Here is a 25,262-nt window from a genome sequence, read left to right as displayed (position 1 = left end):
ATAAGGGGTAATGGGGATTGGGGGAAGATGAGGCAGATGGAATCTAACCAATGCCCAATCCTCCATGCCCCATCCCTAATTCACACGAGATAGCATAGTTAGCAATCCTTGTTGACCTAGTAGGATTTCTCGCAGCAGGCTGAAGATGCCAACCCAAATAATAGGTGTAATGTCTACCCCGCCTATAGGTTGCACTAGCTTTCGCAACGGGATTAAAAATGGTTCAGTGGGCCAAGCTATTAAGTTAAAGGGCAAACGATTCAGATCCACTTGCGGATACCAAGTGAGAATGATGCGAAATATAAATAAGAATGTCATCACCCCTAATACAGGGCCAAGAATCCAAGCAGTCAGGTCAACACCAGTCATCTATTTCAGCTACTATCTATCTGATCTGTGAAGGAAGAAAAAACTTAGGCAACGGCAAGCCCTTCTCTTGTCGGAGACGCTATACGCTAATGGCAATCGCTCATGGGGGAAACCCCAGACGCTCTCTCCGAGACGCTGCGCGAACGCGGACTCGCTAACGCTGCGCGATCGCTAGAAAATTTTAAGCTTTGTAAAGCACTCTCACCATCATTTTAACCAAATGCTGTCACTTCTTTCTGAAATAGAAAAGCGAACTCGCTCACGCGGTTAACTCAACAGATGGTGAAATCAGTTGTTGAGTTTGGCAGTTCAGACTTAGAGGCTTCTCAAGAAAGTAATACACTATTAAAATTAGGATGAACTGTGTAAAAAAAGGTTGAGAAGTATGACGCCTTCTTTAGCAAATTTTCTTTGGAGTCTGCTATGGGGTACTGCAATTGTTGTGATACCCGTTACAGTTGGTCTAATTTTCATTAGCCAGAAAGATAAAATTCAGCGTTCATAATGCTTATGAGAGTCAGTTTGACTCTCACAACCGATTGTCTGTCAGCTATTTATAATTGCACCAAAAGCAGCAGTGTTTGCCGCTAGAAGCAGTTTTCGCTGACACACATAGGTGTTTTTACTTTTCGGTGAATAGCTTCAGAGCTTCTTTGCCAGAGGCTTTGGAGCTTCAATATATCGTGACTAATTAGAGTAGTGATTTTAATTGTGACTCGCTAACATAGATTTGATATTGGGAAAACAGCAATGATAAATTTTGGGCTGAACTCAGCCAGTTTTCTGGCTCAGGTAAATTTTGGGGCAAACTCAGCCAGTATTCTAGGAATTTTCCTGGCTGTGGCTGGGGCAGCACTGTATTTTCTCCGCACTGTGCGCCCAGAATTGTCACGGGATCAAGATATCTTTTTTGCAGCAGTCGGCTTGCTTTGCGGCTTCATTCTTGTCTTTCAAGGATGGCGGCTAGACCCGATTTTACAATTTGGTCAACTACTTTTAGTTGGCACAACTGTATTTTTTGCAGTTGAAAGTATTCGTCTGCGGAGTATAGCTACCCAGCAAGCAAAGCGCAACACTCCGATTGTCGATGATGAGCGAGAGGTAAGCGGAAATTATTCTATGAACCGCAATCGCAATAAATATGGAGCTCAGATGGAGGCAGACTTAGATCCACTGCCTTATGAAGACGAGGAAGAACGCCCCTCGCGTCCCCGGATTCGCGGTAGTAGGGATGAGATTTCTACTCGTGATGACTACTACCAGGAGCAACCTCCCCGTCGTACAGAACGCCGTAACAGCAGCAGTAGCGAAAGACAGACTCCAGTTGATAAAACGCGTCGGCGTACTTCTGGGCGTCCTGTAAATCGCCCTTCTGAAAGCTTTGAAGAAGAGAATTGGGGTTCTTCATCTAGGCAAGTTGATGATTGGGAAAGTTCGGGTGGGGAAGTCAGAAAACCTTCTCGCCGCAGTAATAACGGGTCTCAGCCTCCCGAAAGTCGTGAAGATGATGTCGCTCCCAGACCGAGAAGGCGTCGTCCACCCACTGACTCAACTCCTCGAAGACCGCGCGAAGATGATGATGCGATCCCAACAGATTATGTGCCATACAACCCAATTGAAAAATCAAATGAGGGGCCAGATAATTCGACCGATTTTGATGACGATGTTTAAAATAGTTGGCGTGCAAGTAGGTTTAGAGGCGACGGAAAACAGTTGAGGTGGAAAAATTTACGCCTACATTTTGGCTCCAAAGACCAATTCATTGGAGCCTGGTTTTTGGTTTAACAAGTTTGCTTGTATCTTGTGGTTCTAACGATATTCCCATAGGGCCTACTTCCCTTAACAGTCGCTACACCGAGGAGCAACCTGCTTTGAGTGGAAATGGGCGCTTTTTAGCGTTTGTATCTAATCGGAATGGTAATCAGCAGCTACTAGTGTACGATTTGGAGAGGCAACTGTTTGTTAGCACACCGGGGATAAATCGACAAGAGACAATTGCCGAAAGTCCTAGTTTGAGCTATACCGGGCGTTATATTTCTTATCTTACTAGTGACCAAGGTAGACCAGTGGTGGCGCTTTACGATCGCGCTACGCAACAGTCACAAATCGTCACACCAATCTATCGCGGCTGGGTCAGAAAACCAAATATTAGCCCAGATGGACGTTATGTTGTCTTTGAAACCGCCACTCGTGGTCAGTGGGATATTGAAGTCCTAGACCGGGGGCCAAATATTGAGTTAGATATTCCCAACGGTGCAACCGTAGGTTCACCTCCGTAGGAGTTAGGAGTCATTCAATTTTAGATTTTGGGTCGCACCTTTGGTGTGCTTCCAGCAGAACTGGGATTTTGGATTAAAGGAGAAATCTAAAATCTAAAATTGGCAGAGTTAAGAGTTGTGAGACTATTGACTAATGACTAATTATATGAAACGTGTTTTTTTTATACCTGTATTTTTCTGTTTAAGTTTATTGACTGGATGTTTTGGCTACCCTCGCCTTTTGAGTTATCCCTTTGATCCGGGGGGTCGGAGTCTTAATAGTTTAGCGTCGGAATTAAACCCCCAAATTTCTGGGAGATACATTGTTTTTATTACTGACCGACGTGGTAGCCAAGATGTTTATATGTTTGATACGGTAACTCGTGATTTGGTTGATTTGCCAGGTTTAAACTCCTTTGATGCGATCGCAAATCATCCTAGCGTTTCACAAGATGGTCGTTATGTTGTGTTTGCTGCTAGCCGTCAGGGGCGATCGGCTATTTTTCTCTACGATCGGGAAACACGCCAATCACGGAATTTGACTAATAACCTGCAAGCGGAAGTCCGCAACCCGACAATTAGCGCTGATGGTAGTAGGATTGCTTTTGAATCTAGTAACAACGGGCAGTGGGATGTTTTAGTATATGACCGTTATGGGCAGCCGTTGAATATACCTCAAGAGCCGCGTTGAAAAATGGGGACTGGGGACTGGGAAAGAATTCTTTTAATCTCAATCCCTAATACCCAATCCCTAATACCCAATCCCTAATACCTAGTCCCCAGTTCCTCTTCTTGTTGCACAGATTCAATGAGCGATCGCACTTGTTCCGTCCCCTCTGAAGCTTCAAATGATAGGGGAAACTTACCTCGGAGGATCATCCGCAAACCGAGGGGTGCAAGACTGAGTAATCCTTTTAAATCCCGAAAATAATTACCGACTACTTGTAAACCAAATTGACGTTCATCAATCCAACCACCTTCTTTAACTAAATCTACCAATACTTTCCGGTGACGAATCGAGCGACTATCGCTGGCTTGTTTCTGGGTGAGAATTTCTTGTTTAACTTTGGTGATTTGTTCTAATGGTGCAACTTCCATTGGACAAACTGAATCGCAGTACAAACAACGGGTGCAACCCCACACGCCTTTAGTACCTTCGTTGTAGCTTTCTAAACGATTTTCGGTATCACTATCGCGGGAGTCTGCTATCATCCGATAAGCTTTGGCAAGGGCATGGGGGCCTACAAAGTCTGGATTAACTTCACGGGCGTTGCATTCAGAGTAACAAGCACCGCACATAATACAGTTACCAGTTTGATCGAGGCGCGATCGCTCTTGTGGTGTTTGCAAAAACTCTCTTTCTGGTACTTGTCGTGCTGCCGTACTCACATAAGGGGCAACTGCTTCTAGATTATTCCAGAAGCTGCTCATATCTACAACCAAATCTTTAATCACGGGCATATTGCCAAGAGGAGCGATCGTGATTTCAGGAATAGCATTTACTTTACTTTGGGATGATGCTATTTGTTGTAATCTGGCAAGTTCACTGCCAACATTTTCCTTACAAGCTAAAGCCGAACGCCCATTAATTCGCATAGCACAACTACCACAAATGGTATTGCGGCAATTTTTGCGAAACGCCAAAGTTCCATCTTGCTCCCACTTAATATGATTGAGGCAATCCAAGATTGTATTACCTGGTTCTGCCTCCACAAGGTAGGTTTGCACAACAGGGGAGGAATTTTGTTGCTGTCGAATGACCTTAAAAATAACTTCCATAACCACTAACCAAAATTTTAAAATTGCTTTACCAGCCTCAACAATCATGAGTCAAGGCAGGTAGTTGCGAAAAGTGAGCTATACTTTTTTTCCCCTTAATTAAAATCCTGGTGTTAATAGGCTGACGATTAAAGGGCAACTGATTCTAGTTTAAGGATAACCATTAAAATTTTACTTGTACTAGCGCTGTAGGTAAGATTTTTGTCAAATTCTGAGTTAAAACGCCAAAAATGTAATCGCAGCTTTGCATTGAATTTACCTGTTTGGGAATGTAAAGGAAAGAGGCTTTGCTTAAAAAGGAACTTAGGTTGATCTTTGACCTAGCGATCATATCCAAATGAAATGCATGTCAGGTTAGCAACACGTCTTGATGTCAACTTGAGTCAAGCAGTCCTGACTATAAAATTCCGCCTTTGCTACCACTTGACGAAATTTTTTGATTATATAGAAGTGTGAAAGCCTATGTTTAATATATAGTAGTGGCAATCAAGCACTAGGGAGATGTTAAGAGATTTGTTCTTCCCATAGACAGACGTGCAAAATCCTTTGACCGTTTTTGACCTTAAGATAATAAATCGAGGAAAAATCCTCACCACTTTTAAACAAAAGTTATAGCACCGCGAAACCCGGAGGTGCGAGACTTTTCGCTTTTTGGCTTGCTCTCAATCAAGAAAATATTGGATTGAACTCATTGGTCAAAACTGCTCGTCTCAATTATATAAATTTTTATAAAAGCTAGATGGCAATGTTCGCGCTTGCAATAAAGGGTTAGGAAAATCGTCACTGCTTTTTTCAACTTTCAAGTCCAGGAATTTAAATAAAAATTTACCAGCAACTTTAATTCAAAATTAAACAACTATTTTGCTATTATTAGTCCATGCTAGTATTTAATATAAAATTACGAAGTAGCAAAACCAGAATCAATAGCCGTATCAGCGCGGTTACTACTGCTTTGTTGATTCGTAATGTAGAGACAAGAAAATTCGCGTCTCTACTCGCAGGACAAAAGGGTGTATGCCCGTAGGACTCTATTGAAATACTATGCTGTCCTAAGCTTGAGAGGAGGAGTGGAGAAAACTCTACTTGCTCATTGGCAAGAAAGGCAAGCACTGAAAGTGAAAAACCTGCAATTTTTTGGGTCTACGACTTATTTGCAGTAGAACCTACCCCATTTGTAAAGGTGGCTGAAAGTTACACCGCTACAGTAGCGCCAAAGGAGAAAATAGTTTTCTTTCTGATGGTGAATAATGCTTAAAAGTGCCGTAACATCACCAAAATTAATGTCTGTGGCAACTATGGCCTCTAGTTGGTTGTGGACAACCATATATAGAAGTGCTTTTGGCTCCTATCGGCAGGAATTCACCCGTTACACTAGGGTCTTCAGTAGCTCTATGCAAATGCTAAAAAATCAAATGCTGGCATGAGAGTACATCGTTTATCAGTTTGGAGAGAGTAAGGAAAATTTGAGCATAATGACTGAAACTGCAACCGCGCCATTAACCGGAAAAGCACTACTTGCTAAAGTAAAAGAACTTTCCACATTACCACGCCGAGAAAGAGCTAAACAGTGCGGCTATTACACTGTTACTAAAAATAACCAGGTTCGTGTCAATCTCACCGATTTTTATGACGCTTTGCTATCTGCGAGGGGAATTCCTCTAAGTCCAGAAGCACCTAAAGATGGCCGTGGTCGCGAACCGACATATCGGGTTAGTGTCCATCAAAATGGTCAGATTGTGATTGGTGCTACATATACCAAAGCAATGGGCTTAAAGCCTGGAGATGAGTTTGAAATTAGGCTGGGATACAAACATATTCACCTGATTCAACTAGGTGAAACCGATAAAAAACTAACCTCACAAGATGTAGATTCTGACGAATCAGACGAAGATTTGGAAGACGAAGAGTAAATTTGCTGATGGTAGGGATAAGTTTCAGGTGATGATAACTTGTCCTTACCACGATTGCAAACTGGTAGTCAGGTAAAAAATACGATTAGACCCCTTGCAGAAGTCACCAAATTTAGTAGAGTCTTGATTAATCAGCAAGAAATCTATAATGCAAGAAGTCTATCGTGTTTTTTTTGTTTATTTTGATAACTTTCTTTGAGCCTTCGGTCAACGTCTTACTGGCGTTTATAGAAAATGCACCAGCACTAGTTATAGTGATGGCATTTTTTGTTTGCTGGATAGTTTGCTGGTTGCCAGTAGCAACAGTATCAGCAATATTGCTTAATTGGCAACCCTTTAAACCTTTGCAGCCAGAGCAAAAAATGCCGTTATTGGTGTCACTTTACCTATTAGCTCCTCTGATTCTCTGGGGAGTTGTTTGGTTGACTAATAAATCTTTTTCAGATTACGGCTTTGTTGGCAATCTTTCAACTATTGGTTCTTTAGCACTAGGTTTTGGTTTGGGAGTGCTGAGTCTAGCTATTGTGTTTAGTGGGCAATTCCGGTTAGGTTGGTGTTCTTTTGAAAAGACAAATTTCAAGTTATTATTACCCATCTTGCTACCGATTTTCTTGATAGCGTTGTTAGTCGGTGGGATAGAAGAGTTAGTTTTTCGCGGTTTCTTGTTCACAGAATTAGCAGAGGATTACCCAGTTTGGGTAGCAGCAGCAATTTCTAGCTTGATTTTTGCCTTGTTACACCTGGTTTGGGAGCAAAGCGAAACGGCACCCCAACTTCCGGGATTATGGCTGATGGGAATGGTGCTGGTGTTAGCACGCTTTGCCGCAAGTGGTAATTTGGGTTTAGCTTGGGGATTGCACGCGGGATGGGTATGGGCGATCGCTACCATAGATACAGCAGAACTAATTACTTACACAGGTAAAGTATCTGACTGGTTCACAGGTAAAAATAAAAAACCGCTAGCTGGCTTGGCGGGAATTATTTGTGTACTGGGAACTGGAGTAATTATCTGGTTCAACTCTTAAGTATTTTAATTTCCTGTAAAAAGTTGCTACCCAGATCCCCGACTTCTTTGAGAAGTCGGGGATCTAAATCCACCCTTAGTACTAAAAACTACTCATTCCTTCTGATTCTGTCAATTTCTCGTTGTAATTCTTCAATTTGACGGCGTAAAGTTTCTGTTTGATTTTCGGAAGATTCTGCTGAAACATTTACCGATCCAGAAGCAGGCGATCGCTGATAATTTCCCCGGCGAATTTGCTGGTATTCTTCGGATACTGCCCACGCCCGTAAGTAATGTAAGCGTTCAACAGGGAAAGGATGGCTCAACATCATACCCTGACCGCCATTGTAGAGCAAGAACTTATATATCTGATTCAGTCCATCTTCATCCAGTGCCTGATAATTTTCTGACTGCTTGATAAATTCTTGTAAACTACATTCATTGGCATATTTGTTACTACCGCCAGAGAGTTTCATCATCGTTGACATCACCGGATTCAAGTCATCCATCACTAGTAGGGCAGCGCGATCTGACGATAACTCGGCTTTGCGCCGCCACTCAAAAAAGGCGTAAATCAACCCTTGTGTGACAATATTACCGATGCCGAAGGTCAATTCTCCCAAGGCAGAAGCAGCACTCATCGCCCACATCGCCATTTGAATTAAAATAGTATGACCACATTTAATATGCCCCAGTTCATGGGCTAGCACCGCCCGAATCTCGGCTTCGTCTAGTAAGTCTAGTATCCCTGTATTTATGACTATGTAAGGATTCTCTTGCCCCAGCGCATAGCTATTTGCTTGGGGATTTTGCGAGACAAAGAGTGTCGGTTCTGGGTAAATGTCCAAATCTCGGACGCATTCCCGAAACATCTGGTAAATAGTGGAATATTGACGCGGCCCGACTTGGATGGTGTTACCCATTAGATAGACTAATTGAGGGCGTTCGTAGATAAATTCCACAAATTTACGAGCGATTAAATCAAATCCTGGTAAATTTCGTAAAGCTTGCTCGGCTTGGCGATCTAGTGGATGCCTGAAGGCTTCGCTGGAAATTCCTGTGTAAGTTGGCATAATTTAGGGTATTGGGTGATTGGTCATTAGTCATTGGTCATTAGTTTTGGATCAATGGCAAAGGACAAAGGACAAATGACGAATGACAAGATAATAGAAATGGGGCAATTGGAAGTAAAAGTAACTTTGTATGGAATTAAAAGCGTGTGATTGAGGCAGAAGTTCATTTGTCACTACATAACTTTTTGCGATCGCAAGCCGGGTTCCCTTCCTGGCCCCATCATTTGACGATGGCACGGTTGGTAGCACGCGCCTTGCGCCTGGGACGTAGCGCCCTAATTCAAGTCGGGGCGGTTTGTGGCTATCAAGGGCGGTATCGTACTAGTTTTGTAGCATCAGCCCTGATGTGGCATGGCCCTGTAATTATTGTTGCTCAAGAAGCAGTGCAGCAACTTCTGCTGCGGGTGGAAATTCCCCGTCTACAGCAGTGGCTACCAACCAATAAATCGATTAGAACAGGTGATGCTTGGCCTGATGCCCAGTTCCAAGGGCTACTCTTGACTTCCCCAGAAGCTTGGTTAAAAGGACAATTGGCTGGTGGCTCAAGGTTTCCCCAAGGCATCCCCACAATTATTGATGGGGTAGACGATCTCGAAGATTGGGTGCGTCATCAACTTACCCAAGATATTCAACCCGATGATTGGGATCAACTCATGCTAGCTTGCCCAAACCAAGCTGAGGCAATTCGCGAAGCACGGATACAACTAACACACGAACTTTTTCAGCACCCGGCGAATCCATATCAGTGCTATCTAATTTCCCAGCCAGAAATAGAAATTTTAAGCCGTCTGTATTTGGCTTTAGAGTCAGTACAAGCACTGCCAGAACCTTGGAAACAATTCTGGCAACAATTTCAAACCCTCGATGAAAATCTTTCCCCCCCTGCTTCCCCGACTCTCTTCTGGGCGACTATTGCTCATCGACAAGGTTTATTTTCTTTGCACTACGCCCCAATGGAATTAGGGGAAATACTCTCACCAATTTGGCAGCGACAACCAGTAGTTTTAATTGGCAGCGCTATCGAACCGGAAACTGAGGCTCCCCTTTTTCGCCAGCGCCTGGGTTTGGACGATTTAACTTGCCTGAAGTTCTCTGCGGAGAGTCAAGCGGAAGCAATTCAACTTTATGTACCCTATAAGTTGCCCCTACCTAACACGCCAGAATTTCAAGCGGCATTTATTCACAAAGTCCGTACACTGGTTTGTCTAAGTGCGACAGCGCCAGGATTAACGGTTGTCTTGGTGGGCGATGTCCCACTCAAGGCTCAAGTTGCGACAATTCTAGCCTCAGAGTTTGGTTCGCGGGTGCAAGTAGAAAAAACTTGTTTAGATGAAAATGGTATTTTGATTAGCGGTTGGGAATTTTGGCGAGAACATCAACGAGTCTTGCCAGCACCCCATCTGTTAATTATTGCTACTTTGCCCCTACCATCTTTGGAAAATCCCCTGGTAGCTGGTAGGGTAGCTCTTTATAAGCGATCGCATCAAGATTGGTTCCGTTTATACTTGTTGCCAGCTGCCTTGAATGAATTACAACGCGCGATCGCTCCAGTACGAGAAAGTCAAGGGATCGTAGCTTTACTTGATAGTCGTGTAGTTAATCGCAGCTACGGCGCTCAAATTCTCGCTGCCTTAAGTCCTCTGGCACGCATTAACTATCTCGATCCCAGTCTGTTTTCTAATACCGATGAGGAAAATTCAGCTTAAGGTCATTTCCCAATGCCCAATTTACATTTATTTATTTTGTCAACCAAAGTGCGATCGCCTCAAAGCAAGCACTATTATCAGCTTATAGAAGATGATTCGATTCATTGCCTCTCTGTAGCCATGATTTCTGGCAAAATAAATTTAGAACCTAAATAGAATTTGAGTTGCTGATTATGGGTGAAGCAAAGCGTCGTGTGCGATTCGTTGCAAGTAGAATCACGGTATCCAGCACGTACATATACTTGCCAGTGAAATCTAGATAACTAGACACTGAACTCTCAGACTGATGTAGGTGTCAGCCCTACCCGCTAGATTCAAGCGTGACTCCTTATCTGCCCACACCGAACAAGCTCAATTCTTGTAGAGTGAAGCTGGGAACAGGGCACAATCAGACAATCGTTATGGATTGACACTGGTGCTAACAGGGGGTTCCTATGGTGAAACTGAGCCTAGAAAAGTAACCTATTTGCAAGCGAGGCATAACCCAAAAACCTCGACTTTATCAGAGCTAAAACCCGCTGAAATACGTCGAATAACAGCATGAATCTAGGGTTTCTGATGGTTAAATTGGCTACACCTAACGGAACAATCAATCTTCTGAGGGAACGAATAAAAACGAATCAAAGGTCTTGGGACAGTCGAATCCCAGGTAGGTAAGATGAGATACGGAATTCCTTGGATTCGGGTAGGATGCGGTGTAATTACTGCAAGGTATTCAGAAAACACTCAACGGAGTTAGAGCATGATTAGGCACAGTCACCAGACTAGTGAATCTTGGAAAAATCTACCCTGGAAGAAATTTCGGAAAGATTTATTTCGCCTACAATGTCGAGTGTTCAAAGCTATTCGAGTCGGAGACAAGCCCAGAGCTTTGTCACTTCAGAAGCTTATTTTGAAATCCAAAGCAGCTAGATTTTTGGCGATTCGTCAAGTAACGCAGCTAAACGCAGGTAAGAAAACAGCCGGAATCGACGGCAAAAAGTCCCTCAATTTTGAAGAGCGATTTGAGTTAAGTGACCAGCTGAAAGTGTCCAGTAATAACTGGGTTCACCAGAAATTAAGGAGTATTCCCATTCCTAAAAAGGATGGAAGTACCAGGATGCTTAAAATTCCCACTATCGCAGATAGAGCATGGCAGAAGCTAGCCAAATATGCTTTAGAACCTGCACACGAAGCAACATTTCATGCCTTGAGCTATGGGTTTAGACCGGGACGTTCGGCACATGATGCCCAGAAAAACTTGTTCTTAAACCTAAGTTCCAATGCCGATGGAATCAATAAAAGAGTGATAGAACTCGATATTGAAAAGTGCTTCGATAGGATAAGCCATACCACAATCATGGAAAGCCTTATAGCCCCCAAGGGCATCAAATCAGGAATATTCCGTTGCCTCAAAGCAGGAATAAACCCAGAATTTCCAGAACAAGGTACACCCCAAGGTGGAGTGGTGAGTCCACTTTTAGCTAACATCGCTCTAAATGGGATCGAAAGTATCCATAAATACCATGTTAACAGTGGTCAAAGAGTCACAGTTAACACCTCAGAGAAGGATATTACAGAACCATCAATCCGATACGCGGACGATATAGTAATCATACTTCGACCTGAAGACGATGCAAAGGAAATACTTGAAAAGATATCCCAATTTTTAGCTGAGAGAGGAATGAAGCTCAGTGACAAAAAGACAAAGCTCACCGCCGCGACAGATGGTTTTGACTTCCTTGGCTGGCACATAAGCGTGCAAAGTAACGGTAAATTTAGATGCACTCCCTCAGTGGAGAATTTAAAAAATTTCCGTCAGAAGGTAAAAACCATTGTTAACAACTCGAATTATGGTTCTAAGGTAAAAGCCCTTAAGCTAGCACCAATAGTTAGAGGATGGAGAAACTACCACAAGTTCTGCAAGATGAACGGGTCAAAGTTCTCACTTTGGCACACCAGTTACAGAGCTTATAAGGTATTTAACAAGGAAACCAAACAAGACCGTTACTCTACTAAGAAATTGATAGACAAAGCGTTCCCATCGGTTCCTTACTCCGAAAACAAACACACCAACGTTAAGGGAAATAAATCACCCTACGATGGAGATATGGCTTACTGGAGCGAACGCAATAGTAAGTTGTATGACGGAGAAACCTCTAAGGCATTAAAACGCCAAAACCATACATGTGGTCATTGCGGTATGAAGTGTATAAGTGATGAACGAGTACACCTCCACCACATCGACGGGAACCAGAACAACTGGAAAGTTAAAAATCTAGTTGCTATTCACGAATCCTGCGATGATTATACCCACATGAGCAAAGGGTAAAAACCCTAAGAATATCGGGAGCCGTGTAAAGCGAAAGTTTTACGCACGGTTCTAACAGAGAGGTGCGGAGGATAATATCTCCCATCGACTCTACCAAAACCACACTAGGGGAAACTTATGGTCAAGATACTCGCATCTTGCCTTGGGTTCCAATCACAAAAACTCAAGGCGAACAATTTGTCACTTGGACTACTCGTGGTGCTTGGATAGGCATTGGTCTTATGGTTGTAGGATGGGCAACAATCCGTTTTATCGGTCCAGCTTTCGGTTGGTGGCAAGTAGTCTCTTAATTTGTAATTCGTAATTCGTAATTGAATTAGTTGGAGTCTAAATCTCCAACTAATTCAAGACCACCAAAAAAGATGATTACGCGCGAGTGTTTCGCCAATAATTACGAATGACATTGGCGAGTATTCGTACTCTTACGGGGAAACAAGCTACGCGTAGCGTTTTGTAGAGAGCCTTATTACGAATTATGAATTAGTTAACTGAGTGAGTAATAAAAAATAATTACTTACTTTGAATAGATAATTGAAATATATTATATATGTATTAAATTTGGCAAAACTAAACTATGATAATAATCTTTACCAAATTATCGGGCTTTGCTTGGTATAACTTTTTCAGGATAATCCTAAAATAGCTGAAAATATTGCCTAAATGGCAACATTGTTCTACCGAGTTTAGGTATTGTCAGTGTTGAGTTGATCCATTCTCAAGTCTACACTCCGATTTTTATAGTAATTACGTGAAGTTTGTATAAAGGACTATAATTAACCTGATTTTAGTACTGGATCTTAAATTTGCACTGTCATCTGCTCAACTATATATAGTAGGAGGAACGAATTTGGTATAACTAATCATTTGTCTATACCAAAATCTACGTTAGAAAGAGAACAGAGCAAACATCTAAGCAAGACACACTATAACGATGCAAAACTACGTTATGGCCTCTAATAACAGTGTATTTGGCTGCACATAGCCAATAAAAACCAAAGATGTAGCTTTTCTGTAGTTGACTAGTGCTAGATTTAAGTTACTCTTAAAGCGGATCGCTTCTTGCAAGAATCTACCCTGACAGAAGTGTATAAAGATATAGTTAAATTTAGCAATTCTGTCCGAGATTTTGTATTTGCAAACTGAATAGTTTGATACGGCCCTCAAAACTCTGATCCACTACCCTAAACAAGGTAGTCAATTAACGACTCAATATCATTCCGTCTGGTAATTGTAGTGAATAGTTTACAATACCAATGGATGAGAAAATCTAAAGAAAATATAAAAGAAACTCAAATTACTGTGGTGTCTGGAGGACAAAAGTGTTTCTGAGACTAGCACATCAACATCGGCAATTCGTCCAAGACTTGGTAATGAACCTGCAAGCCTTGGCGATTGTATTAGAGCGGCGTGGGTATCCTGCGTCCTGCTACACCTGTGGCGACCAAATGAATAGTGCGTCGTTTATGGTTAGTTTAGGTGATAACCATCTAATTCGATTTTTAGTGTCCGATTACGGGATTACTTGGACAGAAATGCGGGATGACCGTGAATTAATGAAGCTAGAAGGTGCAGAGGCAATTAGCCAGTTAGACGAACTTGCTAATCTTGTCAAGCAATCTATGCAAAGTGATACAGGCTCTAAAACTCTTGCCAAGAAGTATTAAGGTTTCAGGGTCAATGGCAAGTTAGAAATTGATTATCGGTAACTGGTAATCGGTAATAGTGGCTTCGTTAGCGATCGCTCTTACCTATTTCTCCATTACCATTAAGTGATTGGCCTCGACTGGGCTATCGCATATTTTTTTGTATCTGCCAAAACCTAGCCGGATTTTCAGCCTTTAGCTGGAAGGTGTTAAAACACACCAAGGTCAGAAGTTGGGTAGTTGAGCGCTCCTCTTTTGCCACAATTTCATCAAAATGCGATAACTTCTCTACGAGACGCTGCGCGTAGCTTGCTTAAGAGTAGGGGTACGTTAAGCTCCGCTAACGCAGTTTTCGTTAGGGCTATGTAAAAGGATTCAGTAATGGAATACCGCAGGGGTTAAAATCACCGTTGTTGCGCGTTACTAAAGTCAGATGGTGAATCTGGACAGTAGCAGCAATTATCATGTCAAATACGATACACCTAAAGTCCATTACCAATTAAAATAAAGGGTGCCCAATAATACGGATGACTAAAGTCACTAACTGCTGCTACAGGTGCATTGTGACTTAGCGACTTCCAATCTCCAGTAATTAATGAGACTTGAGCTTGGCGTAAAGCTTCAGTTTTGGTCAACTTCTCGGTAGAGAGGAGACCATAAAAAGCACTCATGAGTGCTTGTGTACCACCATCATCTACAGACCACAAAGAGGCGATCGCGGCTCTAGCGCCGGTTTGTTGTATCTGATAGCCAAAACCCAAAATTTCCTCACCGTTACCTAACTTGCCTCCCAAGCCGGTTTCACAGGCGCTCAACACTACCAAATCTACATGTGGGAGTGACCAAGTGGCGACATTTCTAAAATTAACGCGATCGCCATTCCCGAATAAAATAAACGAATCTTCTGGTTTACCCACCACAAAGGCTGCATGAGTCGCTAAATGGACAATTGTATAATCATCCATTTGGGGTACAGCGACTCTGGGAGTAAAAGCATCGTCTAAAAGCTTCGTAGTTTCAGGAACCGCAGCTGCTAAACTGTCCACCTCCAGCATTGCAAAGGGTAAGCCAGCAAAAGCAACTTGGCGATTACCAACTTTGATTTGATAATTACCTTTAGTAAAAGCACCTGCTAAAACCCGCAAAGTAGATTTTTGTGGGGTGTTTAAGTTAATCAGGCTGGCAGATGTAATGTGATTCACATTGAAGCGCTGCACTAGCCATTGTTTGCCATCATATAAAGCAGTTAAAGGAATATAGCGTAACTGGTCATCTGGAGCGTAAATCAGAGTTTGTGTACCTGAAAGCTTCAGGTTTTTTTCTATGGGTTTAATTAGCCAGTCATACAATTGGCGTGCAGGTGCTTTGATATTTCGACTGGGATTGATTAAAGCTTGGCGGAAAGCACCAATTGTCTGATAGAGGTTTTCACGTTTGACAACAACAGTGCGATGAATTGGTGGGGATTCAGGAGTTACCAATACCAATTCCAAACTATCTTTTAAAATTAGTGGGTAGAGTAGTGCCGATTTTTGAGGTAATCGCGCCAGATTATGCCGAAGTTCGTTGAGACTCTCCAAATCCAAATTTTGCCGCCTAGCTGTACGGCTAATTTGCTCTATCTGTGTTTTCACTGAAGGACTATTGATAAATTCGTTAAATTTATCCAGGAGTTGCTGTTGCTCTAGGACTAATTGCTCGATACGTTGTTTCTGTTCGAGCGATCGCTGTTCGGGGGAAATTTTCCGTAGTGTTGTTAGTTCTTTACCTAGTACAACACCATTATCCAGGGTTTGCTCTAACTTTTGTTTAATTGGTTTTTCTGTTGCCGCTATATTAATACCTTTGACAGTATGTTGATTACCTGGCACACTCTGGAGATATTCCTCTAGTTCTTCAACTTTGAGTAAATCTATCGTCCTTTGTGCTTCAGCAACACGTTCCTGTTTGAGCAATCGTTCACCCAACAGGCGATATGTCTGGCTAACAGTTATGCTGTAAGCATCTGGTTGTGACGCACTCAGTGCTAATGGATTCAAGCGAGCTTTCTCACGATTAATCAAGCAATGCTTGTAGAAAAAAATTGCTAGCTCTGGTTGGTTCTGAATATCGAATAAGTAACCTATATTACTGTAGGTTTTGCCAAGTCGAACGAGATCCCCAAGTTCTTTGTTAATTAATAGGGCTTGCTGATAAAATTGAAGTGCTTCAGGATACTTTTTTTGACTTTGGTAGATTCTGCCGATGTTGTTAAATGTTACCGCTTCCCAAGAGCGCTCTCCAAGTTCTCTGCTGATAGTTAGTGCTTTTTGTAATCTCTGCAACGCTTCTGTCAATTGACCTTGCTGAGATTCTTTGATAGCTTCTTCGTTGAGGTTTTCAATTTCTAATATCTGATTATTCTTGGGTAAAGCTTGAGCTTTTTCTCCAGAGTCATACCTCAACTTTGCATTTGTCCTTACCTGGTTATTGTCTGGGTATGCCATCCCAAAACCTAGTAAACTAAGTAAAGTCAAAGTAACAACACTAACATACCGGAGATGAGGCTGCATAACAAAACACTCCCTATACTCGGAAGTGTAAATATTAAATCAAGAATTCCGGTAACGCAATTAATTTTTATGCTATTCAATAATTTGAAAAATTTATAGGTACTGAGAAAATTGAAGATGTCAGAAGAAAAACCCAGCCAACCAAAATTACCACCAACCAGCGCCCTTGACAATCCATCAAGTCATGAATTTGGGAATTGGTTTGAATATCCTGTGAGAGTGCAACCCCACCACACTGACTATGCTGGTCTTGTCTGGCACGGTTCTTATCTAGCTTGGATGGAAGAAGCGCGGATTGAATGCTTGCGATCTATAGGAATTGAATTTGCTGATTTAGTCGCTATAGGCTGCGATTTACCAGTTGTGGAACTGTCAGTGCGCTATCACCGTTCAATTCAATTGGGTATGGCAGTGGTGGTAAAAACGCGCATGGCTGAGGTGACTGGTGTGCGAATCAATTGGGATTATGCCATTGTCTCAACTGATGGACAACAATTATACGTCACTGCCAAGGTGACTTTAGTCGCTTTAGATCGCGAAAGAGGCAAGATTATGCGTCAGTTGCCGGCGAGTGTTAAGGATGCACTGGCTAAAATTTCAGCATTCAATAATAAATGACCAAGAAAAATTGTCAACACCAGAGAAACTTTGATGCCAGTTATGTCAAAGTTAAAAATTTTGTCATTTCATCTTTATATACTTCACTTTTACTAATTAAAAGTGAAGTATAGATTTTTACTTGCCACTTTGGATTTGCGACAGATTTTGAGCAAACTGCGTTACGTAATGCCAAATATCTTGGGGAGTAATGCCAAAACTAATATTTAATAAAACAAGGATTGCCGCAAGAGTTAATGCACTGCTCAGGGTTGCTTTCAGCAATTTCCATAATATGATGAAGACTATCCAAGCTACAATCAACGTCACAATCATATATATTAATTCCTTAATAATCGCCCTTGTCTGAGAGTGGGTTTATTCAGAAAGGGTAAGCTTTTATTTTGGTAATAATCACTGGTATAAAAGATGCTGAACCCAATTTTTAATATCCGCTAGAATGGAGATTTTTGTGATAATTAGCCTGGGGATATTTTACCTAAAAATGAGATAACTATTGATGTGATATGCCGTTTTTTTTGCAAAGTATTTGTAAAGGTTTTTAATTTTTATTTGGAGATAAATTATAGATATACATAAAAATGATAGCTGATCCGGAAGCCGGTGATTAAAGATTGGGGACTAGGCATCAATTTCTAATCCCCAGTCCAATCGGAACTGAAGGTTTTTATCGCAGAGAAATTATCCGCGAGTGAGTTTCTAACTTTTCAGTCGCTGTTAAAACTTCTTGTCTTGCCCATTTATCTGCTGCCAAAATGTCATCTAAAGAGGGATTAGCCCGGTTATCATTTTGATGGCGATCGCACACCGATTCGATACACCGGGGAATATCTAAAAACCGAATTTTTTCATCTAAAAATAAAGCCACAGCTTGCTCATTGGCGGCATTCAACACCGCTGGCATCGAACCACCAGCTTTCCCTACAGCATAAGCCAACTGCATACAAGGATACTTCTGGTGATCTGGTTCACGGAAGGTTAAATTTCCAGCCTTGACTAAATCTAGTCGTTCCCAGTTGGTGTAGATGCGATCGGGCCAAGATAGAGCATACAGTAAGGGTAAGCGCATATCCGGCCAACCGAGTTGGGCTAAAACTGAAGTATCTTGCAGTTCAATCAGCGAGTGAATAATGCTTTGGGGATGAATGACAATTTCGATATTGTCATAATCCAACCCAAACAGAAAGTGAGCCTCAATTACTTCCAGTCCTTTATTCATCAAAGTAGCAGAGTCTACTGTGATTTTCCGCCCCATCGACCAATTCGGATGCTTCAGGGCGTCAGCAACGGTTACATCTGCTAACTTTTCTACATCCCAGTCCCGGAAAGCCCCACCAGATGCAGTAAGCAAGATTTTCCGCAAGCCTTCTTTTGGCACACCTTGGAGGCATTGAAAGATTGCGGAATGTTCGGAATCGGCTGGGAGTAATTTTACACCGTGTTTTTCGACTAGGGGTAGAACCACAGGCGCCCCAGCAATCAGAGTTTCTTTGTTTGCTAAGGCAATATCTTTACCAGCTTCAATAGCTGCGATCGTGGGTAGCAAACCAGCACAACCAACGATACCAGTAACAACGGTTTGGGCATCGCCGTAACGGGCGACTTCTATCACTCCGGCGTCACCTGCCAGTAGAATCGGTTGGGGATCGAGGTCACTGATAGCTTCTTTGAGGGCTGGTAATTTCTCTTCTGAGGAAATGGCTGCTATTTTCGGTCGAAACTGCCGAATTTGAGCAGCCAACATTTCAACATTGCTCCCAGCTGCCAATCCCACAATCCGAAACTGATCTGGGTACTGAGTGACAATATCTAAAGTTTGAGTACCAATAGAACCAGTAGAACCAACGAGAGTAATCGCTTTCACAATTGCTTAAGGATTTACAGACAACTCTCACTATAAATTGCTTGGGACTCTTTAATCACAGCAATCACTATAATCGATACATTGATCCTAAGAAAGCAAAGAAGTTTCCCCGTGCCCGCGTCTCTGCACCAGTTCCAATCCGTTAATTTCAACTCGATAGACTGTTAGCTACAAGTACGTAGACGTAATTAAATGTAAGATAAAACTTTTGTTCGTAGTGAGCGATTTATCGCTCTATGTAAGATTCTCAAGCACTAAAGCCGCTTACTACAAGCTTTAATTTAATCAAGCCCTTCTACTTAAAGTACTAAAGTTGTTCATTATTCATATATAGCGATTTTCATTTGAATGATGTACACGGATATGGGACTACAGCTAGCTGTGCGCTCCTGAGTGGATAATTTTTTCTTTCTGTACCTTACACATCTGGTAACTGCTGTAACTAGACAAAAATTGTATTTATAAATATTATATTTTAAAAGATAAATTCCGAGAGAATTGTCAAAAGTAACCAAATAGGAAATAATTTCAATTATTTCCTATTCTGTCCAGTTTGTTAATTATGTTGGTGGAGGATTTAATATGGAAAATGTTACTCATAAATTGCTGTGTTGTAGCTATATGTAAAAGGATGCATAAAGGAGTTTGTTGAAGCACTCAACCTTATGGTCAAAGTTCAGATAGTTATAAAAAAAGTTTTATGGAAAAATGATTTCCTGTTTCCAGCAGCAATATGGCTTGCCAGCCGAATATTAATCTGGACTGCTATGTTGCTGGTTGCGCCAAAGCTACCGTTAGCAACAGAAGAATTTTTGCCCCCTTTTGGCTGGGGGGTTTTTGATGCATGGGATAGTATGCATTACCGTGCGATCGCAACTTCTGGCTATGAATTTGTGAATGACGGCAAACAACATAATCTGGCCTTCTTTCCCCTGTTTCCCCTAAGCATCTGGGTTTTGATGAAGTTGGGCTTACCGTTTGAATTAGCAGGCACGTTAGTCAACAACTTGGCATTTTTTGCAGCGCTTTACTGTTTGTACTTTTGGATCAAAGAGCATTATGGCATCAATGCAGCACACTGGGTGACTGCTGTGCTTTCTTTGTATCCATCTTCGATGTTTACGGGGGTGATTTACACAGAGGGACTGTATTTGTTTTTGAGTACGGCGACTTTGCGGGCGTTTGATCAAAAGCAGTATGGCTGGACTGCCCTTTGGGGCGCGATGGCGACAGCAACACGTCCTACAGGTATGGCATTAATTCCAGCATTGGCGATCGCAGCGTGGAAAGAACGCCGACCACCCATTGCCTATATCGCTGGTTTTACTACTGCTATTGGCATACTTCTATTCAGTTTGTATTGTGCGATTTATTTTGGTGACCCTTTAGCTTTTATCGAAGCACAACGGGGATGGCGACCAACTCTAGGATTTGATTGGCAGGGTTGGTTAAATATGTTCATGCAAATTGCAGTTGGTAGAAAAAATTGGCAATATGGTTGGGTTCAAAACCCCTCTGGTGGGATTGAAGACCCCTGGTATCTCTTATTTTTTGGCGTGATTGTTGCCATTAGCTATCTTTTATGGTGTTTCCGTCAACGTTTTAATTCTGTAAAATTATTTTATGGCTTTTATGCTTTAGTCTTATTTTTGTTAATTCTGGCAAGCGAACAGTGGATCAATAACTTGCTCAACTTGTTCATGGTTTTGGGTGGTGGCTATGTGTTGTGGCGCTTACACAGGCAACTGACCCCAGTTACAGTTATCTATGGCTTTTGTGGTATTGGTTTACTACTAGCCTCTGGAGGTACTATCTCCTTGAGCCGTCTTGCCTACGGTATTGTGCCCTTGAATATAGCCATTGGTGTGCTGCTATCTCGCCATCCTCGTCAAGGATATTTAATATTGGGTGCTTTTGTGACACTACTAGCCAAAATAGCTGTAGGATTTGCCCAAGAGCGCTGGGTTGGCTAGAGGGTTTGATCCATATATATGAGAAGTTGCATTTAAATTTCCTAATGAGTGTATTTAATCAAACGAAGATAGCGATCGCTTCATTATTTCTAGGTGTAGGTGCCATATCTTTTGGCTCTATTTTTATGAAATTGAGCGAAATTGAACTCAGCCCCAGTGCCACTGTATTTAATCGCTTTTGGCTTGCTAATGTGGTCTTCTTGGTCTGGCATGGACACAAGGCGATACGGCAGCGACTTTCCTCAGACAAACCTGTAGAACAGCAGCCTTACACCAGTCAGGATCTGTGGCTATTGCTTGGTGCTGGTATTTTTTGGGCTGCAACTTTAGTCTTATTGGCTTGGTCGCTGACTCAAACTAGCGTTGCGATCTCTAGTGTGTTGCATAATCTTGCCCCCATATTTACTAGCTTAGGAGTGTGGCTGTTATTTCGTAAGGGTTTTGAGAACCAATTCCTGATTGGGATGGTGATCGCACTTGGAGGAGCGATCGCCATTGAATTTGAGGAATTGCAAATCGCCACAGACGAAGTTCAAGGAAGCTTTGCTGCGATCGTTTCGGCGATTTTTTTGAGTGCATACCTGCTGATTGTAGAAAAATTACGAACCAAATTTTCTCCGGCTACAATCCAGTTGTGGATCTGTGCGATCGCTCCTCTAGCGATCTTCCCCATACTTTTGTTCACTCAAGATCAGCTTTTCCCCTCTACAGTCAATGGGTGGCTTTGGGTCATTTCCTTAGCCCTGATCTGCCAAGTATTTGGTCATGGGCTTTTAACCTATAGCCTTGCCAAGTTTTCCTCTGTGGTTGTCTCCTTGGTGCATCTGTTAGAGCCAGTATTTAGCGGCATTTTCGCTCTGGTAATATTTTCGGAAAAATTAACTTTATCAAATTGGGTAGGTTTCGCTGTAGTTTTAATCGGTTTATACTTAGCCGTATCTAGCCAAGCTGCTGTTAATTACCCGTTCCAGGAATCAGTCAAAAGTATAGTTAACACTTTCGTTAAAAATATGACGACCAAACTGTCGTTACTAAAGCAACAATTCTCCGAAACACCAGCTTTATTAGGAACTATCTCATTATTATTTGCCCTAATTCCCATATCTTTAGCACCATCTCTGACCAAATTGTGTCAACAAGAAATTGGTGCAAATGCTGTAGTATTTCATCGCAGTTGGATTGCTACAGTTGTCTTTGGTCTGTGGAATGGACTTGAGGCTTTGCGTTATCAACAGTCCGATAACCAATCGATAGAACAAAAGCCTTTTACAAGTCAAGAAGTGTGGCTATTGTTGGCAATGGGAACCTCTGCTGGAACCTACCTTCTCTTGTGGGCTTGGGCGCTGAGTCAAACTAGTGTTGCTAATGTGGCTTTACTGTCTAATTTGAACTCCTTATTTGTTGCTTTAGCTGGGTATTTGTTATTCGGTCGGCGTTTCGACAACAGATTCGTGATTGGTCTGGTCATAGCCTTGGGAGGTGCGATCGCATTTGAACTCAATAAGGTGCAATTTGCAACTGACCAAATACTGGGTGATGCATTAGCATTGCTAACTGCGGTTTTCATGGCTACGTGTATGCTGCTGATTGAACGACTCCGAACTAGATTTAGCACCGCAACTATCATGCTGTGGCGCTGTGGAGTGACAACAATGTTTCTACTACCCGTCCTTCCATTCCTCGAAGATAGGCTGTTTCCATATTCTTGGACGGGTTGGTTTTTCATAATTTTCCAAGCTCTTTTTTGCCAAGTGTTAGGTCAGGGACTTTTGGCTTATAGCCTCAGCAGAATCTCTTCAAGCGTCGTCGCCGTCACGCTTCTCCTCGAACCAGTCCTGGCTTCTATTTTCGCTTGGTTCATTTTTTCAGAACAGGTAGGTTTGTTTGACTGGCTGACTTTTGCCGTAGTTTTAGCAGGTATCTATCTAGCCCAATCTAGTCAATCCACTGTTCAGGTAACGAACGAAGCATCGTAGCACCATGATCGGTAGCTACAAGAATCAAGCACCAGAAATTGCGTTGGCGTACCCCTGCGGGCAAGCCACCGTAGGTATCGGTGGATGCACGGAATTATCGATAGGATTTACCAGCATCGACACAGTAGCAGCTTCTTGAGTCAATCCCTTAGAGGATGTTTGAAAAGTCTACGCTTGTATCTAGATCCCCCCTAGCCCCCCTTAAAAAGGGGGGAATAACGTTCTCAAAGTCCTCCAATTTATCGGAGGATTTAGGAGGATCTAAAGTTTTGGATACCTCAGTCACCACTTTTCAAACAACCTCTTAGATGTACTTGCTTCCATTACTCTTGATTTAGTAATTTGGACACGGCCAACTTGACTGATACAATTTATGACGAAAACTTCCGACCAGACATGATGAATTAATTAAAATGAAAAAAGTAAGATATTATACATATTTAATTTATGGTGAAATCAGCGTCAATCCTTTAGCTGATCCGATAATTTTACTACCAGTTAAATTGATTTGCTGTAAAGCCGCATTGTCTAACAGCAAATAAGATTTATTAAATAACATTTGTTGTAAAGTTGGTAAAGTTGCAGCAGTTACCTTGCAATCGCAGTAAAAGTCTAAACTGGGACGCTCATAAGCAAAAGAAGTATAAATTTGTGTTCCTGGTGAAACATTTGCCCGAATTAATTCTGCTACTGGTTTAACTGGAAAAGCTTCATTTAATTCCCAAATCCATGATTGCGAACTCATCAACAGTCCTAAAACTAAGTACATTCCAGAAAACAACACTGGAATAAAGTTGCGATCGCGCTGTTTAATTAGCCATGCTGCGATGCTCATACTTATTGCCAAAGCAATGCTCATGACTATTAAAATAGGCTCTTTCTTTGCAAGAATAAAGTAAACACAACCTCCTAAACCAGCAATAGCAATAATAGCCAGAAATATTGTAAAACTTCGCACCTTAAAATGACCGTACTGCCAAATATCACTAAGTTTAGCACCAATTGCCAAAGCTAAAAATGGATATATAGGCATAACATACCACGGGAGTTTAGTTCTCATTAAAGAGATAGTTCCTAAGTAAACAATTATGCCGATCATAATTAGATGACCCCAGGAAGTCTGACGTTTTTTCCAAGCTAGATAAAGACCTTCCGGCAAAAATAATAGCCAAGGAAAACTATACTTAATTAACTCAATTAAATAGTACCAGGGAGGCCCACTATGACCTTCAACAGATTGTGCAAGGCGATCAAAGGTTTGTGCTTGAAAATGAACTTGGAAAAACCTTTCGCCATAATGTTGCCATTGAGCAACAAACCAAGCGATCGCTGGTGCATTTCCTAAAAATATTCCCACTAATAAATAGGGGCTTGTTAACAAAGCAAACTGCCGATCTGCAATCAGGAATAAACAAGCGATCGCTCCTAGCAGCAAAACTATCATCCCTTTCGTGAGAGTGATTAACCCTAGACAAAATCCCACACCGAGAGCATACAGACGATTCTGACGTGCTTTTAGCAAACAAAACAAGAGCAGCAAGAAAAAGGTAATAGTTGTACCATCTAGCATTGCTAGCCTTCCGTGACGCACCACAGGCAACATTGTCAGGTAAACTAAAGCCCCAAACAGAGATGGTAAACTTTGGTTAAAAAGCAAACATCCCACCAAGTAAAGCAAAGGCACTCCCAAGGCAGTTAAGACTGCACCCGGTAGACGCGTTGTCCACTCATTTACGCCTCCGATCGAATAAGTCCAAGCAATTAACAAGTGCATCAGAGGTGGCTTATTATAATAAGGTTCTCCTCCCAAGGTGGGGTAAAGCCAATGCATTGAACCAAGTGGGGCACGCCAAATTTCACGGGCAACCTGTGCCACAGTACCTTCATCCCAATCGCGTAAAGGGGAGTTTCCCAAAAATATCAGCCATATAAATAGAGATATTATCAGTAAGCTAAATAACCATTCTTTTTCTCGGAATAGACGCATATCTAAAATCGGGATAATCATCTCAAACCTCCAGGATATCCCCACTAAAGCTTGTTTTATATGGCATCATAGCAGCTTGTTAAACCAGTCTTATACTACAGTGAAGTGTTGAGCAGCCTTTGCTGAAATACGCGACATCGGGCTGAGAGGTTGTTTGAAAAGTCCTCTTGTCGGTATCAAAACATTTTAGATCCCCCTAAATCCCCCGATAAATTGGGGGACTTTGAGAGAGGTTGCCCC

The 25,262-nt window shown here is 42.0% G+C and carries 21 protein-coding genes; 14 read left to right on the top strand and 7 right to left on the bottom strand.

The window, feature by feature from the left end; all coding sequences use genetic code 11:
- Positions 1-75 precede the first annotated feature (75 nt).
- Positions 76-369, bottom strand: a complete 294-nt coding sequence (locus V7K62_RS06075) for a YggT family protein (protein ID WP_069074044.1) — start codon at positions 367-369, stop codon at positions 76-78.
- Between the two features lie 385 nt (positions 370-754).
- Here V7K62_RS06075 and psbX point away from each other — a divergent pair, with 385 nt between their 5' ends.
- The 4 genes from psbX (at position 755) to V7K62_RS06055 (ending at position 3,318) form a co-directional block, all read left to right on the top strand.
- Positions 755-874, top strand: a complete 120-nt coding sequence (psbX, locus tag V7K62_RS06070; protein ID WP_012412183.1) for a photosystem II reaction center X protein — start codon at positions 755-757, stop codon at positions 872-874.
- Positions 875-1,119: 245 nt separating this feature from the next.
- On the top strand, positions 1,120-2,040 hold the full coding sequence (locus V7K62_RS06065) for a Ycf66 family protein (RefSeq protein ID WP_334862688.1): 921 nt from the start codon (positions 1,120-1,122) through the stop codon (positions 2,038-2,040).
- A 47-nt stretch (positions 2,041-2,087) separates the two neighbouring features.
- Positions 2,088-2,648, top strand: a complete 561-nt coding sequence (locus V7K62_RS06060) for a TolB family protein (protein ID WP_334862686.1) — start codon at positions 2,088-2,090, stop codon at positions 2,646-2,648.
- Between the two features lie 145 nt (positions 2,649-2,793).
- Positions 2,794-3,318 (top strand): TolB family protein, encoded by a 525-nt coding sequence (locus V7K62_RS06055; RefSeq protein ID WP_292719125.1) that lies wholly within the window; start codon positions 2,794-2,796, stop codon positions 3,316-3,318.
- Between the two features lie 74 nt (positions 3,319-3,392).
- Here V7K62_RS06055 and V7K62_RS06050 read toward each other — a convergent pair whose 3' ends face one another.
- Complete coding sequence (locus V7K62_RS06050; protein ID WP_334862723.1) at positions 3,393-4,406, bottom strand: succinate dehydrogenase/fumarate reductase iron-sulfur subunit; 1,014 nt, start codon at positions 4,404-4,406, stop codon at positions 3,393-3,395.
- Positions 4,407-5,878: 1,472 nt separating this feature from the next.
- On the opposite strand from V7K62_RS06050, the gene V7K62_RS06045 reads away from it, so the two are divergent.
- Both V7K62_RS06045 and V7K62_RS06040 read left to right on the top strand, forming a co-directional pair.
- Positions 5,879-6,316, top strand: a complete 438-nt coding sequence (locus V7K62_RS06045) for an AbrB family transcriptional regulator (protein ID WP_273766880.1) — start codon at positions 5,879-5,881, stop codon at positions 6,314-6,316.
- Between the two features lie 164 nt (positions 6,317-6,480).
- A complete protein-coding gene (locus tag V7K62_RS06040) occupies positions 6,481-7,341 on the top strand; it encodes a CPBP family intramembrane glutamic endopeptidase (RefSeq protein WP_334862684.1) in 861 nt (286 codons plus the stop codon).
- Between the two features lie 88 nt (positions 7,342-7,429).
- Here the strand turns inward: V7K62_RS06040 and V7K62_RS06035 are convergent, their stop codons facing one another.
- Positions 7,430-8,392, bottom strand: coding sequence for a M48 family metallopeptidase (locus V7K62_RS06035; RefSeq protein WP_334862682.1), 963 nt, complete (start codon positions 8,390-8,392; stop codon positions 7,430-7,432).
- Between the two features lie 146 nt (positions 8,393-8,538).
- On the opposite strand from V7K62_RS06035, the gene V7K62_RS06030 reads away from it, so the two are divergent.
- The 5 genes from V7K62_RS06030 (at position 8,539) to V7K62_RS06010 (ending at position 14,073) form a co-directional block, all read left to right on the top strand.
- Positions 8,539-10,098 (top strand): ATP-dependent DNA helicase, encoded by a 1,560-nt coding sequence (locus tag V7K62_RS06030; RefSeq protein WP_334862679.1) that lies wholly within the window; start codon positions 8,539-8,541, stop codon positions 10,096-10,098.
- Between the two features lie 12 nt (positions 10,099-10,110).
- Positions 10,111-10,254 (top strand): hypothetical protein, encoded by a 144-nt coding sequence (locus V7K62_RS06025; RefSeq protein WP_334862676.1) that lies wholly within the window; start codon positions 10,111-10,113, stop codon positions 10,252-10,254.
- Positions 10,255-10,840: 586 nt separating this feature from the next.
- On the top strand, positions 10,841-12,409 hold the full coding sequence (locus tag V7K62_RS06020; protein ID WP_334862674.1) for a group II intron reverse transcriptase/maturase: 1,569 nt from the start codon (positions 10,841-10,843) through the stop codon (positions 12,407-12,409).
- A gap of 62 nt (positions 12,410-12,471) precedes the next feature.
- Positions 12,472-12,699, top strand: coding sequence for a DUF2839 domain-containing protein (locus tag V7K62_RS06015; protein ID WP_334862672.1), 228 nt, complete (start codon positions 12,472-12,474; stop codon positions 12,697-12,699).
- Between the two features lie 1,029 nt (positions 12,700-13,728).
- Positions 13,729-14,073 carry a DUF1815 family protein gene (locus V7K62_RS06010; RefSeq protein ID WP_334862670.1) on the top strand — a complete coding sequence of 115 codons (345 nt, stop codon included), beginning with the start codon at positions 13,729-13,731 and terminating at the stop codon, positions 14,071-14,073.
- Between the two features lie 461 nt (positions 14,074-14,534).
- Here the strand turns inward: V7K62_RS06010 and V7K62_RS06005 are convergent, their stop codons facing one another.
- Positions 14,535-16,604 (bottom strand): CHAT domain-containing protein, encoded by a 2,070-nt coding sequence (locus V7K62_RS06005; RefSeq protein ID WP_334862668.1) that lies wholly within the window; start codon positions 16,602-16,604, stop codon positions 14,535-14,537.
- Between the two features lie 117 nt (positions 16,605-16,721).
- Between V7K62_RS06005 and V7K62_RS06000 the strand changes: the two genes are divergently transcribed.
- Positions 16,722-17,222 carry an acyl-CoA thioesterase gene (locus V7K62_RS06000; RefSeq protein WP_334862666.1) on the top strand — a complete coding sequence of 167 codons (501 nt, stop codon included), beginning with the start codon at positions 16,722-16,724 and terminating at the stop codon, positions 17,220-17,222.
- A gap of 117 nt (positions 17,223-17,339) precedes the next feature.
- Here the strand turns inward: V7K62_RS06000 and V7K62_RS05995 are convergent, their stop codons facing one another.
- A complete protein-coding gene (locus tag V7K62_RS05995; protein WP_334862664.1) occupies positions 17,340-17,537 on the bottom strand; it encodes a hypothetical protein in 198 nt (65 codons plus the stop codon).
- Positions 17,538-17,889: 352 nt separating this feature from the next.
- Positions 17,890-19,086: a 1-deoxy-D-xylulose-5-phosphate reductoisomerase gene (locus V7K62_RS05990; RefSeq protein ID WP_334862662.1), complete on the bottom strand. Its 1,197-nt coding sequence runs from the start codon at positions 19,084-19,086 to the stop codon at positions 17,890-17,892.
- A 665-nt stretch (positions 19,087-19,751) separates the two neighbouring features.
- On the opposite strand from V7K62_RS05990, the gene V7K62_RS05985 reads away from it, so the two are divergent.
- Together V7K62_RS05985 and V7K62_RS05980 are read left to right on the top strand one after the other, a co-directional pair.
- Positions 19,752-21,059: a mannosyltransferase family protein gene (locus V7K62_RS05985; protein ID WP_334862660.1), complete on the top strand. Its 1,308-nt coding sequence runs from the start codon at positions 19,752-19,754 to the stop codon at positions 21,057-21,059.
- 44 nt (positions 21,060-21,103) lie between these two features.
- The gene (locus V7K62_RS05980; protein WP_334862658.1) at positions 21,104-23,035 is read left to right on the top strand and encodes a DMT family transporter; all 1,932 of its coding nucleotides are present in this window, start codon (positions 21,104-21,106) and stop codon (positions 23,033-23,035) included.
- A 445-nt stretch (positions 23,036-23,480) separates the two neighbouring features.
- Here the strand turns inward: V7K62_RS05980 and V7K62_RS05975 are convergent, their stop codons facing one another.
- Positions 23,481-25,022, bottom strand: a complete 1,542-nt coding sequence (locus tag V7K62_RS05975; protein WP_334862721.1) for an ArnT family glycosyltransferase — start codon at positions 25,020-25,022, stop codon at positions 23,481-23,483.
- Positions 25,023-25,262: the final 240 nt, after the last annotated feature.

The organism is Nostoc sp. (assembly GCF_036917935.1).
Taxonomy (GTDB): domain Bacteria; phylum Cyanobacteriota; class Cyanobacteriia; order Cyanobacteriales; family Nostocaceae; genus Nostoc.
This window is presented reverse-complemented; position numbering and strand designations above follow the sequence as displayed.

Excerpts from the sequence above, each read along its gene's own strand:
- V7K62_RS06065 (WP_334862688.1), top strand. The coding sequence starts at position 1,120 with ATGATAAATTTTGGGCTGAACTCAGCCAGTTTTCTGGCTCAGGTAAAT.
- V7K62_RS06075 (WP_069074044.1), bottom strand. The coding sequence starts at position 369 with ATGACTGGTGTTGACCTGACTGCTTGGATTCTTGGCCCTGTATTAGGG.
- V7K62_RS06000 (WP_334862666.1), top strand. The coding sequence starts at position 16,722 with ATGTCAGAAGAAAAACCCAGCCAACCAAAATTACCACCAACCAGCGCC.
- V7K62_RS05995 (WP_334862664.1), bottom strand. The coding sequence starts at position 17,537 with ATGATTGTGACGTTGATTGTAGCTTGGATAGTCTTCATCATATTATGG.
- V7K62_RS06045 (WP_273766880.1), top strand. The coding sequence starts at position 5,879 with ATGACTGAAACTGCAACCGCGCCATTAACCGGAAAAGCACTACTTGCT.
- V7K62_RS06050 (WP_334862723.1), bottom strand. The coding sequence starts at position 4,406 with ATGGAAGTTATTTTTAAGGTCATTCGACAGCAACAAAATTCCTCCCCT.
- V7K62_RS06025 (WP_334862676.1), top strand. The coding sequence starts at position 10,111 with ATGCCCAATTTACATTTATTTATTTTGTCAACCAAAGTGCGATCGCCT.
- V7K62_RS05975 (WP_334862721.1), bottom strand. The coding sequence starts at position 25,022 with ATGCGTCTATTCCGAGAAAAAGAATGGTTATTTAGCTTACTGATAATA.
- V7K62_RS05985 (WP_334862660.1), top strand. The coding sequence starts at position 19,752 with ATGGTCAAAGTTCAGATAGTTATAAAAAAAGTTTTATGGAAAAATGAT.
- psbX (WP_012412183.1), top strand. The coding sequence starts at position 755 with ATGACGCCTTCTTTAGCAAATTTTCTTTGGAGTCTGCTATGGGGTACT.
- V7K62_RS06055 (WP_292719125.1), top strand. The coding sequence starts at position 2,794 with ATGAAACGTGTTTTTTTTATACCTGTATTTTTCTGTTTAAGTTTATTG.
- V7K62_RS06005 (WP_334862668.1), bottom strand. The coding sequence starts at position 16,604 with ATGCAGCCTCATCTCCGGTATGTTAGTGTTGTTACTTTGACTTTACTT.
- V7K62_RS06035 (WP_334862682.1), bottom strand. The coding sequence starts at position 8,392 with ATGCCAACTTACACAGGAATTTCCAGCGAAGCCTTCAGGCATCCACTA.
- V7K62_RS05980 (WP_334862658.1), top strand. The coding sequence starts at position 21,104 with ATGAGTGTATTTAATCAAACGAAGATAGCGATCGCTTCATTATTTCTA.
- V7K62_RS06020 (WP_334862674.1), top strand. The coding sequence starts at position 10,841 with ATGATTAGGCACAGTCACCAGACTAGTGAATCTTGGAAAAATCTACCC.